The sequence below is a fragment of the Burkholderia sp. MSMB1589WGS genome, assembly GCF_001636105.1.
Lineage (GTDB): Bacteria > Pseudomonadota > Gammaproteobacteria > Burkholderiales > Burkholderiaceae > Burkholderia > Burkholderia humptydooensis.
The window spans coordinates 160025-173180 of record NZ_LNJT01000007.1; the positions used below are offsets into that span (position 1 = coordinate 160025).

The 13156-nt window shown below is 63.1% G+C and carries 16 protein-coding genes and 2 pseudogenes; 4 read left to right on the plus strand and 14 right to left on the minus strand.

What is annotated here, in order from left to right; all coding sequences use genetic code 11:
• Positions 1-2: 2 nt before the first annotated feature.
• The 7 genes from WT16_RS08725 to WT16_RS08755 form a co-directional block, all read right to left on the minus strand.
• A complete protein-coding gene (locus tag WT16_RS08725) occupies positions 3-1388 on the minus strand; it encodes a type II secretory pathway protein (RefSeq protein WP_063533140.1) in 1386 nt (461 codons plus the stop codon).
• Positions 1385-2290: a zonular occludens toxin domain-containing protein gene (locus WT16_RS08730; RefSeq protein WP_063533141.1), complete on the minus strand. Its 906-nt coding sequence runs from the start codon at positions 2288-2290 to the stop codon at positions 1385-1387. The genes WT16_RS08725 and WT16_RS08730 overlap by 4 nt, the downstream gene beginning before the upstream one ends.
• Positions 2287-2568 carry a DUF2523 domain-containing protein gene (locus WT16_RS08735; protein WP_063533142.1) on the minus strand — a complete coding sequence of 94 codons (282 nt, stop codon included), beginning with the start codon at positions 2566-2568 and terminating at the stop codon, positions 2287-2289. The genes WT16_RS08730 and WT16_RS08735 overlap by 4 nt, the downstream gene beginning before the upstream one ends.
• The gene (locus WT16_RS08740) at positions 2565-4250 is read right to left on the minus strand and encodes an IgG-binding virulence factor TspB family protein (RefSeq protein WP_063533143.1); all 1686 of its coding nucleotides are present in this window, start codon (positions 4248-4250) and stop codon (positions 2565-2567) included. The genes WT16_RS08735 and WT16_RS08740 overlap by 4 nt, the downstream gene beginning before the upstream one ends.
• A gap of 79 nt (positions 4251-4329) precedes the next feature.
• A complete protein-coding gene (locus WT16_RS34835; protein ID WP_063533144.1) occupies positions 4330-4653 on the minus strand; it encodes a major capsid protein in 324 nt (107 codons plus the stop codon).
• A 66-nt stretch (positions 4654-4719) separates the two neighbouring features.
• Positions 4720-4926, minus strand: coding sequence for a major capsid protein (locus tag WT16_RS08750; protein WP_063533145.1), 207 nt, complete (start codon positions 4924-4926; stop codon positions 4720-4722).
• An 85-nt stretch (positions 4927-5011) separates the two neighbouring features.
• Positions 5012-5314, minus strand: coding sequence for a hypothetical protein (locus WT16_RS08755; protein ID WP_063533146.1), 303 nt, complete (start codon positions 5312-5314; stop codon positions 5012-5014).
• Positions 5315-5833: 519 nt separating this feature from the next.
• On the opposite strand from WT16_RS08755, the gene WT16_RS30645 reads away from it, so the two are divergent.
• Positions 5834-6259, plus strand: a complete 426-nt coding sequence (locus WT16_RS30645) for a Cro/Cl family transcriptional regulator (protein ID WP_082874760.1) — start codon at positions 5834-5836, stop codon at positions 6257-6259.
• Between the two features lie 30 nt (positions 6260-6289).
• On the opposite strand, the gene WT16_RS08760 is transcribed toward WT16_RS30645, so the two are convergent.
• The 5 genes from WT16_RS08760 to WT16_RS08780 all read right to left on the minus strand — a co-directional run bounded on the left by WT16_RS08760 (position 6290) and on the right by WT16_RS08780 (position 10585).
• Positions 6290-7579 (minus strand): ATP-binding protein, encoded by a 1290-nt coding sequence (locus WT16_RS08760; RefSeq protein ID WP_063533147.1) that lies wholly within the window; start codon positions 7577-7579, stop codon positions 6290-6292.
• Complete coding sequence (locus WT16_RS08765) at positions 7576-8343, minus strand: response regulator (protein ID WP_015600244.1); 768 nt, start codon at positions 8341-8343, stop codon at positions 7576-7578. The genes WT16_RS08760 and WT16_RS08765 overlap by 4 nt, the downstream gene beginning before the upstream one ends.
• A gap of 55 nt (positions 8344-8398) precedes the next feature.
• A complete protein-coding gene (locus WT16_RS08770; RefSeq protein ID WP_231892049.1) occupies positions 8399-8584 on the minus strand; it encodes an EF-hand domain-containing protein in 186 nt (61 codons plus the stop codon).
• Between the two features lie 223 nt (positions 8585-8807).
• Positions 8808-9623, minus strand: a complete 816-nt coding sequence (locus WT16_RS08775; protein WP_059934359.1) for a MipA/OmpV family protein — start codon at positions 9621-9623, stop codon at positions 8808-8810.
• Between the two features lie 167 nt (positions 9624-9790).
• On the minus strand, positions 9791-10585 hold the full coding sequence (locus WT16_RS08780) for a hypothetical protein (protein WP_063533148.1): 795 nt from the start codon (positions 10583-10585) through the stop codon (positions 9791-9793).
• 214 nt (positions 10586-10799) lie between these two features.
• Between WT16_RS08780 and WT16_RS08785 the strand changes: the two genes are divergently transcribed.
• From WT16_RS08785 to WT16_RS08790, 3 genes and pseudogenes are all read left to right on the plus strand, one after another.
• Complete coding sequence (locus WT16_RS08785) at positions 10800-11102, plus strand: hypothetical protein (protein WP_006026740.1); 303 nt, start codon at positions 10800-10802, stop codon at positions 11100-11102.
• Positions 11103-11262: 160 nt separating this feature from the next.
• Positions 11263-11514 (plus strand): annotated as a pseudogene (locus WT16_RS34840) (zinc-binding dehydrogenase); the annotation flags it as partial.
• A 55-nt stretch (positions 11515-11569) separates the two neighbouring features.
• Positions 11570-11848, plus strand: a pseudogene (locus WT16_RS08790) (DMT family transporter); the annotation flags it as partial.
• An 87-nt stretch (positions 11849-11935) separates the two neighbouring features.
• On the opposite strand, the gene WT16_RS08795 reads toward WT16_RS08790, so the two are convergent.
• Both WT16_RS08795 and WT16_RS08800 read right to left on the minus strand, forming a co-directional pair.
• The gene (locus WT16_RS08795) at positions 11936-12448 is read right to left on the minus strand and encodes a chemotaxis protein CheW (protein WP_059934355.1); all 513 of its coding nucleotides are present in this window, start codon (positions 12446-12448) and stop codon (positions 11936-11938) included.
• 311 nt (positions 12449-12759) lie between these two features.
• Positions 12760-12954 carry a DUF3562 domain-containing protein gene (locus WT16_RS08800; RefSeq protein ID WP_063533150.1) on the minus strand — a complete coding sequence of 65 codons (195 nt, stop codon included), beginning with the start codon at positions 12952-12954 and terminating at the stop codon, positions 12760-12762.
• Between the last annotated feature and the right edge of the window lie 202 nt (positions 12955-13156).

Consider the following 13156-nt stretch of genomic DNA (forward strand, 5'->3'; position numbering starts at 1 on the left):
GCTCAGATTCGCTGAACCTGCAACACGAGCAGCACCTCTGTCCGTTGCTTCGAGCTGGAACGACCGTCGAAAAAGCTCGGCAGCCACGAATAGCCGCTGCGCGCCGTCGCATCGCGATCCTGTATCAACCCGCCGAGAACCACCAGCTCACCATCCCTCAAGTGCGTGACCGTCTGTAGCTGGCGCGTGTTCTTCGTCGGTGACGTATCGACGCCCGTTTTCGTCGAGACGAAATCGGAGATTTCCTCATGCACGCGCAACTCGATCGAGTCGCGCATCACGGTAGGCTCGACATCGAAAATCAGTCCGGCGTCCTGATACGTGATCGACTGAACCGGCGTGCCGCTCGCCCCTTGGTAGCTCACACTTGACTGCGTCGGCACCTGCTGCCCGACGTTCAGGCGCACCCTCTCACCTGACACGACCCGCACATGCGGCGAACTGATGACCTTGAACCGCGAATCCGCATTGAGCGCAGAAATCGCCGCATCTATACCCGGCCCCGTGAATCGCATTGCGCTCGCGTCGGACGACGTATCACCACTCGAGATACGCAATTGACCACCCAGCATCTTTGCCGCAATGCTCCAGGCCGAGTTAGTCGCATCGGTGTTCGTCACCTCATACGCCCATCCGCGCACCACCACCTCACCGGGAGCGCTATCCAGCTCGGGCACCACCTTTCGCAGCATGGCGACCTCGTCGCGCGAGCCGACAACCACTAGCTCGTCACCCCGCGCCTGCACCCCACTCGCAACCTGATTCACGCCGGGCGCGCTCGACGGCTCAACCAGTGTTGCGCCCGGCACCTGCACCGACCCTGCCGCCTGCACCGGCTCAGTGATAACCGGGGCGGCCGGCAACATCGAGCGCGCACCGATCAACGGCTCGACCATCTCACGCAGATAGTCAGCCTTGCGATGACGCGGCCTGTACACAAAGACCTCCTGATCCGCTTTCGGCAACGCAGCGCCCGGCTTTTTCATCACGTAATCAATGTCGTTTTTTGTGGCGACTTGAAAACCGAGCGAATCAAGGAAATCCACCATCACAGCGCGCACGTCGCGGCTATTGTCGTCCAGACGAAACGACACAAGGCGGTTGTCGGTGAGCACGTCCGGCCCAAGCACATACGGCGTATGCATCGCGTCCTGATAAATCAAATCGACCACCTGCGCGACCGTCACGAACCGCAGATCGAACGCCGCGCCCCGCACATGCTTCAACGGGATCGGCACTGGCACCGAAGGAAGTGGAGCCGCAAGCGATGCGCTATTCATCATGCTCACGTCGATCGGTACGGTCGGCAGCGGCGGCACCGAGCCAGTAGCAGCCACACAAGCGCCCGACAGCATCAACGCCCCAATCAACACGCCGTACCGTGTCATTTCACACCCCCGATTTGTTCTGTTTTTCCGACCTGCACACCCGTCCAGCCCGCTACCGTCTTGCCGTCAGCCTCACCTGTCAGACTCACGCCCTGCCCACTGAACCCGTTGAGCGGCGCAGTACGCAACCGGCTGTCCGGCGCGACCAACACGACATAGCTCGCCCCATCGACCGAGTAACGACCAGCAACCCGCCATTCCGACGACTTAGCCGAATCAGCCGGACGCGCAGCGATTGCGGGGCTGGCGACCGCAACAGACTCAACATGCTTCACCGGCTCAACACCAAAGCCGTCCTGCGCTTTGTGATAGACCTTCACGGCCAGCACGACAAACAGCACAGCCCCTATCGGAAGAAGGAACAACGCCTTGGGAATGACCGCCTGCTTTTTCGTATGAACTTCGGCACTGGTGTAGAGCTTGAACACGTCGCGCGGATATGGCCATTGCGTTTTGACCGCATCTTTCAAGCTGCTCGGATTGTGGCAGTGATCCCATTCATAAAGCACCGCCCGCTTCAAGCCGAACAGGTTCCGCACATGCACGTGACGCCCAACCAGATCGCGGACCGTCTTGCTGATCCGCTGTGGATGTTGCGTGATGATGATGAAGTCAACGCCCATATGCCGATGAACGTGCAGTTGCTCAACGTCGGGCGTCGGCTTCTGACTTGCCGTCGTCGGTGGATAGATGCGTTGCGCCTCGTCGACGACAATCAGATCGTGCGCCTGCGCGTTCACATGCCATTGCCGCAACCACGGTTCGTCAATCTCGACGTGCTCGATAGCTAGATCGCGAATTCCGTCTACGAGTACGCGGCGATCCTTGGCAATCTTCCCGAGGAGCCAAACCGCGTAGAGCGTCTTACCACTACCCGGCACCCCCGTAATCAGCGTAATCATTTGCTGAACACCATTTTTGTTGTAGACGTGAGCAGGTAAAACGACACGCGAGCCGACAGGCCACCAAGCACATACGCGATGCCTTCGCCCACACCGCCGAGCGCAAGCACGTTTGCGATATCCGAGGGAATCCCGCCCACGCTCGCGGTCATCCACTCAACGACCTGACTCATCGCCACATCGATCCCTGCGACGGTCACAAAGCCGATACCAAGCGCGAGCAGCACTCGCGTGACGATCGGACCAACCAGCGATACCAGCAGACTCGCCCAACTCATGCCATCAACCCCGTGACGAAGATAAGGCCCGCTGCGAGCGCGCTAAGCAGAAGCACCAGCGACCTCAACTTCGCCGCCAACTCACAGACCGGGGCGTAATCGAACTTGAGCGGCGCGCCGAACACCTCGACCTCAAAAGGTTGCGGGCAGACACCGTTAGTCAGGCCGATCGATATCGGCGACAACGAAATGCTCTTCGAATCGCGCTTCACATCCACATCGTTCGCACTCCCAAGCGGGGCGCAAGCGGATGCCTCCGGATACAGCGCGCAAAACTTTTGGTCCGGCTTCGGATTGGGATTCGCACCCGGGTCGGTTCCGGGATTCGTGCCCGGGTTGGTACCGGGGTTTGTACCCGGATTGGTACCGGGGTTCGTACCGGGATTCGTGCCGGGATTCGTACCGGGATTCGTGCCCGGGTTGGTACCGGGGTTTGTGCCCGGATTGGTTCCGGGGTTCGTACCGGGGTTCGGATTCGTGGCCGGGTCGGGCTGGATGATCGGGCTGATAACAACGTGATCGCCCCGATGCGCAGGGGCAGTGAACAGATCGCCCAACGTCGGCACCTGCTGCGGATTCTCTTTGACCCACGGCTCCACTAACCCGTTGTACACCCGCTCATATGGCACCCCTTGATAGTCCGGGTCCGCCGCCGCACGCTTCCACGTCTCGTCCACAAGCTGAGTGATCGTCGACGTCGGCAACGGCAGCGACTTAACCCCAGGTGGAAGCTTCGGCCAGAGCTTCGACACATCTTCGGCCACTAGCCCCGGTACCAGTTCGCTCCGGTATTGAAACAAGCTGTCTTGGTAAGTCTTGACGTAGCCAACATAGGGCCCCCTCTTGCCCTCGCTGTCTATACGGCTCAATGCCCCGGTCCTCGTGATGTACATCCGGATCGGGTTGCCTGGTATGTTCGAGACTGGCGCGAAGAACAGACGCACCGAACTGACGTTATCGTCATCACCAGGGCAGCCAGAAGCCAACCCACAGTGTCCGTTGTAGTAGTACACGTACCAAGTGAACTGGGCAGCCTGATCCAACGTACTTGGAAGAATGTCATGGCTCCCACGGGTAAGCCAAAAGTTAGCGGTAGTCATGCCGGCCCCCGGCGTAAACGGGTAAGCGTTGCATACCGGGTCATTCTCTCGACAGTAGCCATTGCGATAGGTCGGAATACCCGCTTGTGCCGCCCATAGCTCGGGCGCCAACAATTTCTTGTAAGTGGGGTCCACCGCAGCGGCGGGCGGCGGTATAGCTGCGTAGCTATCGCCAACACTGGCTGGCGCCTCATTAACATCGATCGAAATCGACGTGTCATTCCACTTCAATTTGGCGAAGCCGACTTGTAGGGCCGCGCCGAGCGCGATGATGCCCGCACCCGCCAAAATGGTTGCCCAAACTGGCGCGCCCGCGAATGCAAGGACAGCGCCCGCCCCCGTGCCGACGACGTTGAGCGCCGTTGACGCCTTTCCCATACCCGCCAGCGTTGCAGCGATGCGAGGGTCGTTCGCCGCAAAACCACGCTGAATCGCAATACGCGTGACAATCGCCGCTTCAGCACGATTAATCACGAAATTCTCTATCGGCGCGAGCAGTGCCTGTGCATGCGCCTGCTGATTGCACATCATCGCGAACACGGCGAACAGCGCCAACCAGACTCCCCGGGTCTTCTTTCGCATACTCACACCATCAGGATCAATGCAGCGCCGTAGATCGTCGCGACCGTGACGCCGAACACCATGCAGTACCAAAGCATGACTAGCTCTCCGAAGCAGATTCAAGAAACCGGCGCAGCGAGCGAAAGCCGAACGCGACGGCGAGAACGAGGAACACTGCACCCCCGACCTCCAAGCCCGCCCCAACCCCGCCCGGGACAGGCGCATCGCCGATCGCTCCGCCGTTGACCAGCATCAAATGCGCGACTTGCTGCACACCGGCCGAACCATCCGACAACGTGCAAGGCACCCGAGCATCCGTCGCTGCTGCACCGGACGCCGCGCCACACACCACCACGTCTATCCCTTGCGCTGCGTGAACTCCCCAGGCAACGCTAAGCAGCGCGAACCACAGACACCGTTTCATCCGATCCACCCCATGAAAAAGCCCCCGGCGCGTTGATGCATACCGGGGGCTCGTCGCACCGTGTGATTAGCGACCGATGAAACCCTTGACCACACGATAGCCATACGTCACCGCCGCGAGCGCCAGCACCGCACCGCCGACGAGCGCGACGTTCGGGCCAATGCCCTTGATCGACTCGACGACCTGCGACACATCCATCGTCGGCATACCCGCGTCCGCCGCGAACGCACCCACGCTCGCAAGGCTCAGTGCTGCTGCAAACAGTTTCTTCATACTCTTTCTCTCTCTCAGGTTCTGGCCCGGATGTAGACGGCCGTTCTGGCGGGCCAGCTTCGAACGACCGATAGCCCATGACGGGTTATGCGGTAGCGTTCGCGGCCGGCTTCGCGGTCGGTCGGCCGAACGGAACGAGCGAGACGATGCGCGGTTCGAGCTTGCCTTCCATCGACTGTTGAAGCGCGAACTCAGCAAGGTAGTCACCGGGCGCAGAATCTTTCATCGCGTTTGGCAAGTTAATGGTTCCAACGAGGATTTGCTTGCCGTCGCTACTTTCCTGCTCCAACACGCATTGCGCCGTGTGAATTTCCCACGGTTGATTCGTGCGCTTCGAGATACCGCTACGCGCGATCACTTGCAGAATCGTCAACTTTTGCTTTGCCATCGTCGTTCCTTGATTTAGGACTGCTATTCACATTGAGCGGAGCCGCTCAGGCTCCGGATGTATGCGCGACGAACGCGCTAATCGAAAAAGGTGGACGCTAGGTCAGCCGTCCACAAAACACCGCGCTACCCGAGGGCCGAAATGGCGCGGCGTACCACAGGGGAATTGCGCCCTCCTACGTCATGCGAGCGATAGCGCTCGACGGCGCACTGACTTGAACGGAAATTAACGTGAGGGACTCAGCGCAGCGGCCACGGCGCGACAACTCCGAGCGGGCCTTGCCGCGTGCACTTTCGGCATTGCGAGCCGTGACGGCAACAACGGCAACGCGGTTGTGACCGCACTGCGTGTAGGCATGGACTTGATATTTCGGCACCACCTACCCCCGTTTGGTTATGATCCGACCCCGTTAGCGCGGGGTTTACCTTTCCGAACAGCCTGTTAGACTTCAATCTACATTCCGTAGAATCTACAGATCGTAGACTAATCTACAGACTGTAGATCGTCAAGGAGAAATGTATGCGGATTTCGAAATACTTGGATGCGCTTCAAGAAGCACTGGGAGCGTCAAACGACAAAGAAATGGCTCTACGCATGGGGTGGTCGCATAGCGTTCCGAGCCATTGGCGCACCGGGCGACGAAGCATGGACAATGAAACCTGCCTGCGTATCGCCGAAGCGCTTGAAATGGATAATCCCTTGCCGATCATAATGGCGGCAGATATGGATCGTGCCGAGAAAGCCGGTCAACATTCGCTTTGGGAGAGCTTTCTACCCAAGCTTGCGGGCGTGAGCTTCATTACCGCCCTATTCATCGGTGTCACAAATTTTGTGACACCCACCCCCGCAAACGCCGCCACAGCAACGAAAACGGGGACGGAAACTTTACTGTCTATCAATTATCGCATTATCATATGGAATGCCCTCGTCACAATCCGACATTAGTTTCCCGTTGCTGGGAGCGTCGATGACTGTTCATGCAATGGGCAGCCGCACTGTAGCCGTAAGCCCGCCGCTGTTGCGCAGCGACAGATCGAGCCGGCCGCCGTGCTGACGGGCGATGCGTTCGGCGATCGCGAGCCCAAGGCCCGTGCCGCCCGATGGACGGTCGGGCCGCTCGACGCGCCGAAACGGTTGCGTGAGAAGCGGCAACGCGTCTTCCGGCACGCCGGGCCCGGCATCCTCGACGCGGATCACGACTCGTCCGCCTTCCACCGAGGTGTGCACCGACAGCCCGACCCGCCCGTGTATCGCCGCATTGTGCATCAGGTTCATCAGCAGACGCTGCATGCCGACCGGACGAAATCGCATCGCCGGCAGCGGCGCGAGCCGCATGTCGAATCGATATCCGAGGCCGGTGTAGTCCGCGACAAGCTGCTCGATCAGCGCATTCAGGTCGCCCGGCAACACCGCTTCGCCGTCCCCGCTGCGCGCGAAATCGATGAACTGGTCGACGATCGCGTCGATTTCCGCGACGAAGCGCTCGGCACTCTCTCGCGGCGCATCGAATGCCTCCGGCGCGGCGATCGCCATCCGCAGCTTCGTGAGCGGCGTGCGGATGTCGTGAGAGATACCCGCCAGCATCTCGGCGCGGGTCGTCTCCATGACGGCGAGCGACGCGACCATCCGGTTGAACGCATCGGCGACCATCGCCAGCTCGGCGGGCCCCGTGACGGGCACGGCGTCGGGCCACTCACCACGCTCGATCGTCGCCGCAGCACGCGACAGGCGTCGCAGCGGCACCGTCGTATCGCGCTGGATCATCCAAGCACCGAATACCGGAAAGGTCGCGAACACCAGCAACAGGCACGCGACACTCCATGGTTGCGCATTTCCGATATGCGCCGTGACGGGCAGCGCGACCCAGTAGCTGTCGCGGTCGATCGCGAGCCTGACCCAGAATCGGTGTTGCGGGCCGCCCTCCCACAGCACCAACGTACCCGGCGTCAGCCGCGCGGCGAGCTGCGTCACGAAGCGACGGATCTGGTAGTTGCGCGGCACGGCGGTCAGATGCCGCTCGGGCGGGCCCTGCAGGCCGCCGTTCATCGCGACGACTTCGCGTCGACGCTCCGGCTCCGGCCGCGCGGCCAGCAGCCGTTCGACGGCTTTCGTCTGCGAAGCGACCACCGACGCGATCTCGTCGATCCTCGGCAACTGGATCAGCAGGAAATAGAGCACGGCCGTCGCCACTTGACTCGCGGCGACGATGCAGACCAGCAACAGCAGATTGCGTCCGAGCAGCGTGCGTGGCCGCGGCACCTTCATGATTCCAGCTCCGCGACGAGCATGTAGCCGATACCCCATATCGTCCGGATATGGCGCGGCGCAGACGCATCGGCTTCGATGATCTGCCGCAGGCGCAGTACCTGCACGTCGACGCTGCGCGTGTTCGCATCGTAGTTTGGCCCACGCGCCCGCTCGATCAGGTTCGCACGGCTCACGGGCCGGTTCGGTGTTTGCGCGAGCGCGCACAGGAGACGCATCTCGGCCAACCCGACCTCGACAGCGGCGCCGTTGGGCCCGCCAAGTTCCTGGCGTCCGGTGTCGAGTTGATATCCGCCGAAACGCAGTATCGCCCCCCCGCTTTCCTGCAGCGCGCCATCGCGCAGATCGCGTTGGCGCAGCGTGACTTGCTGACGACGCAGCATCGCGCGAACGCGGGCCAGCAACTCGCGCGGCAGGAACGGTTTCGCCAGATAGTCGTCCGCACCCAGTTCGAGCCCGACGACACGATCGACCGGATCGCCGCGCGCCGTCAGCATGAGGATCGGGATCGTTTGTCCCCGCGCGCGCAGCCGTCGGCAGACGGCCAGCCCGTCCTCGCCGGGCATCATGATGTCGAGAATCAGCAGATCATATGGCTGACGCTCGAGAAAGACGTCGAGCTGGGTGCTGTTCCTCACCGACCGAACATCGAAGCCGTGCGACGCCAGAAAGCGCTGCAGTATGTTTCGGATCTCCGCTTCGTCGTCCAGGACGATGATGCGGCCTGACGGGATGTCATTCGGGCAAGAGGTGGCGTTCGGCATCACGACCGGGCGATTTCCTGTGCTGAAAAAGATGAACGGGCGCCGTCACGTCCGATCAACGCTGGTTGCGTGCGGCGAACTGCTTGAGATCGGCGAGCGTGATGTAACCCTTGTGCGCCGTGTCGATCTGGTCGAAATGCTGTGCGACGCGAGGCATGCCGGCCTGCGCTTCCGAGCGTGTCAGCCTGCCGTCGTGATTGACGTCAGCCGCTGCGAAGCGCGCCTCGAGCTTCTGCTGCATTGCGTCATCCTGTTGCGCCATCGCGTTCGACACGAGGACGAAAGATGTGCCGAGCGCGGCTACGAGCATCAGACTAAAACGGTTCATTCTGTTCTCCTTGGTAAAGATGATAAAAAAAATCGCTTTTCGCCAGTGGCGAATTGCAGAACGCTAAAGTGAGCAAAGATTTCGGTCTGTTACAACTCGATGTCAAGTCATGTCACGGTACGCCGCGACGAACCTGTCAGAAGCGGTAAGCGACACCCATCGAGCCGAACACGCTTGCCCGCCGCTCGACGATCGGGCTGTTGGCCGCGTCGCCCACGAGCGTGCCCGCGCCCACGCCCGCGCGTGCGGACCAGTGCGCGTCGAGCCGGTGCTCGAGCGTCACCCGCAGATCAGTGCGCTGGAAGCCCGACGACGGCGCATAAGTCGGCAGATGGGCGGCACTGGCCGCCGCCTGCGCGTCGTCGATGCCGAATTCGGTTTGCGCGGCCGAGCGGTTGGCCCAGACCGTGCTCAGCGACGCGGTCACGCGATCGCGCGGCCCGTCGAAGATCCGGTATGCGAGCGCCAGCGTCACGTGATTGCCGTAGCCTGAATGGGCCGACTGCAGGAAGCGCACGTTGGCGCTCGCCGGGCCCGCTTGCCAGCGAACGAATGCGCCGTAGAGAAAGCTGTCTGCGATGTTGCCGGTGCCGTTCAGGATCGCCGCGTCGTCCTCCTTGCGACCGAGCCCCAGGCCGACGAGCGGACCGATCGAGAGGTTCGGCGTGACCGACCACGCGGCGCCGGCCTCGAGACCGCTCGCGAAGACATGCCAGTTCGACGCGGAATGGCCGGCCAGCGCCACCGCCGGCAGTGGCAGCACGTGATAGCTGCTTGCGCCCGCGTAGCGCGGCACCGCTGCCAGGTCCAGGCCGACGCTGCCCGTCGCGGAAGACTGGGCGAATGCGTGAGTATTGCCGACGATGGCCTGAAGCGCGAGCGCGGCCGCGACGGCGCCGCAACGCGCGGCAACGTGCGCCGGCCCGTCGAATCGAGTCGTACGAGTCAACATCGAATGGTGTTCCTTACAAGGAGTCAGGATGGCTTGCCAGCGGTGTCGCGCATGTTCGGGCTCGGACGCGCACCGTATTCGGCGGTAATAAAGAATGCGGCGCGACGCTGCCGTGACGGTCCGGGAACGTCCGCCTGCCGCGCCGATCGGATCGGCCGATCCGATGCTCAGGACCAGTGTCCCGTGACCCAGACGCCGCCGACCCAATGTTCGGGCACCCAGACGCGCGGACGGACGACGACAGCAGGCGCCGGGGGTGGCACAACGGCAACCGCGGCGGGCGCCGCGACCACGGCGGGCGCGACGACGGTGACAGGAGGCGGTGGCGCGACGACGGCGACGCGCGGGGCACCCGCGACCACCACCCCACCCGTCGCCACTGTCCCGCCGCGCGGTCCCGTCACGCTGCTCGTCGTCGTCACGACTCCGGGCGCGACTCGCGTCGCCGTGTCCGTCCAACTGACGGAATGGCCGTCGGAGCCGGCGACACTCGCCGAATGCGTACACCCGCCGCCAGCGCAACTCGTGCTGGCCGTATGCGTATAGGTGCCGTTCGGCCCCGTGACCGTCTCGGTCGACGAATAGTGACCGGGCGACGATCGCGTAACGCTGCCGGCCGTGTCGATCGTCTGCCCGTGTGGCGTGGTCATGCTGCCGTCGTGCGTGCAAGTGCCGCCGCTGCAGGCCGTCGTCCCGCTGTGCTCATAGCGGCCGCCGCGTGGACCGACGGTTGTTCCTGTGTTGGCGAACTGCCCCGGCCCCGTACGCGTGACCGTGCCGTCATTCGTCGTCAGGCCGCCGCGCGGGCCGACGAACGCGCCACGGTGCGTACAGTTGCCGCCGCCGCAGGATGCGCTCCGGACCGACGCCTCGCGACCGTATCCGAATGCCCCGGCGAGGGCCGGCTCGATGCGGAGCGCGATCAGCAGCGAAGCGCAGGCGGCAAGATAGATCTTCGTCATGTGGACTCTCCCGAGACGGATTGGGTGATTCGATGCCTCGCAATGTAGAGAATCCGGTCCGAAAAAACTGTTAGCAATTCATGTCAGACGATGTCGTGAATCCGTTGAAACGAGATGACATGGTTTCCCAACAGATTTTCATCGGCATTGCTTCTAATGTGGCGATGTCGTCCTGGCCGCGGCCAGCCGATCCCTTTCTGATCAAGGAACTGCCATGAAACTGCATGCATCGTTTGCCGCCGCAAGCGGTCTCGCGCTCGCGCTGATTGCCCCCTCCTCATTCGCCGGTGTCGCCGTCGGCATCACAGTGCCGGTTACTGCGCCGGTCGTCGCGGCGGCGCCCGCGGTGCCCGTCTACGCCGTGCCGGCCGTGATCGCGCCACCGCCCGTCGTCGTCCCGCCGCCGGCTGTCGTGGTGACGCCCGCGTACGTCACGCCCGTGCGGCCGGTGGTCGCGAGTCCCGTCGTCACGGTCCGTACGGGATATTGGGCGCACGGCCCGGTCGTCGTACGCTAAAGATTTGCGTGCGGCGTGCCTCCCGCCCCCCTCAGCGCAGTACCGTATGCCGCGCCGCCGGACGTTGCCGAGCTCGCGCAACGCTACGGCTGCACAATATTCGTCGACGCGTTTGGCGATCCGTCCGCGCAAGCCGAGGCATTGACAATGGGAGGATGCCGTCCTCGCGCCCACCACTGGCCGAAGTGCGAACGTCATCGTCGAGCTCATCGGCGGCGACAATGTGATGCATTCGATCGGCGCGGTCGCGGATCATGGTCATATCGTCCAGGTCGGCTTTCTGGGAAGCCCGAAGGTGCGCATCGATGCGATTCCGCTGATGCTGACGCGCGCGTCGATTCACGGTGTCTCGGTAGGCAGCCGGCAGTCGTTCGAAGCGCTCGCCCGCGCAATCGATCGGCACGCGATCAAACCGGTCGTCGACTCGCTCTATCCGTTCTCCGACGTGCGCGCCGCATTCGAGCACCTCGATCGCGTACTACGCGCTCGTGCCGACCGTGCTCTGCTATCTGTGCTGGTACGCCGGCTCGGCGCGCACGAGCGGCACCGAGGCCGCATTGTTCACGGCCGTCGCGTCGGCGTCGGCGGTGCTGTTCGCGGTTGCGGCGTTCGGGGAGCCGCTCGGCGGGACGCGGCTCGCCGGCATCGCGATGGCGGTGACGGGCGTGCCGGTCGGCGCGATCCGGCCGCGGTCCGGCGCGATGCGTTCGGCCGCCGCCGCGGCGGATTCGCGGGAAGCGGCCTGAAGCGATCGCCCAGGCACGACGGGCGGCGTCGACATCGCCGGCGCTGCCCGCAATCGCCCTGCTCCGCGGTAACGCGGCAACGCCCGCTCAGCCGACTCGCCCGATGTCGGCCGACGCAATCAGCCGCTCGATGTCGAGCAGAATCAGCATCCGGTCGCCGTCTTCGCCCGCGATCGATCCGAGATCCGTGATGAAGCCGGTGTCGATCGCCGCGCCGAATTCGGGCGCCGGCCGCCGGTCGGCGGCCGCGAGTTCGAGCACGTCGCTCACCGCGTCGACGACGACGCCCACCGTGCGCGCCGCGACGTTCAGCACGATCACCACCGTCGACGTGTTGTACTCGGCGGAATCGAGCGCGAACTTCAGGCGCAGGTCGATGATCGGCACGATCGCGCCGCGCAGGTTGATCACGCCCTTGATGAACGCCGGCGCGTTCGCGATGTGCGTCGGCTCTTCGTACGACCGGATTTCCTGCACGCGCAGGATGTCGATTCCATATTCCTCGGTGCCGAGCCGGAACGTGACGAACTCCTGCGCATCGCGTGCCGTGTCCTGTCCGCCCATGCGCGCCGCGTGCGGCGCTTTCAGAATTGCATTCATTGCGCTGTCCTCCTCGTGTGGGGCGCGCGCCGCCGTCAGAACGTCGGCGTGGCGTGCGGAACGCCGTGCGGCGCATTACCACGTGGTAACGGCCGCCACGCCGAATGCTTGAGCAGCGTTTCGATATTGACGAGGAAAACATCGGGAAAACAAGGGCAATCGCGTCGGAGCGTACACCGCCCGACGAAGGCCGCAGCTTTCATCGCCGAAAGCAGCGCCGGGTCGCGTTTCCAGCGAAACGTTCGGCGAACCGCTTCGCCGTATTCGATGACGATCGCGTGTCACCACGCGAGGCGGCGCGGCGCACGCGATCAATGCGTTCGATTGCGCAGTGTCTCCCTCACCCGCTTCGCGACGAGCACGGTCAGATAATCCCGCACCCGTGCGCCTTCACTGTATTCGGCGAGCGTTTCTTCGTAAAGCCGCGACACCGCGTCGGCGGGCGTATGGGTTTCGGAAGCGATTGCCTGGACGATCTCGTTGACGTTGACGCGGTTCTGAACCATGTTTGCGCTCCGCAAGGAGGAAAGACGGACAAAAACAGCTTGGGGTGGGGTGCCTATTGAATGTCGTCAAAAGCGTCGATGCAAATTGAATCCGTCTATGACCGCCGCGTCTGCGCAACCGGGGCTCTATTCGGACGAATCCGGCCGCACGTGGCGAACGCCCGGGGCGAAGGCGCGTTCCGGCGCCACGTCCTCGCCGCGC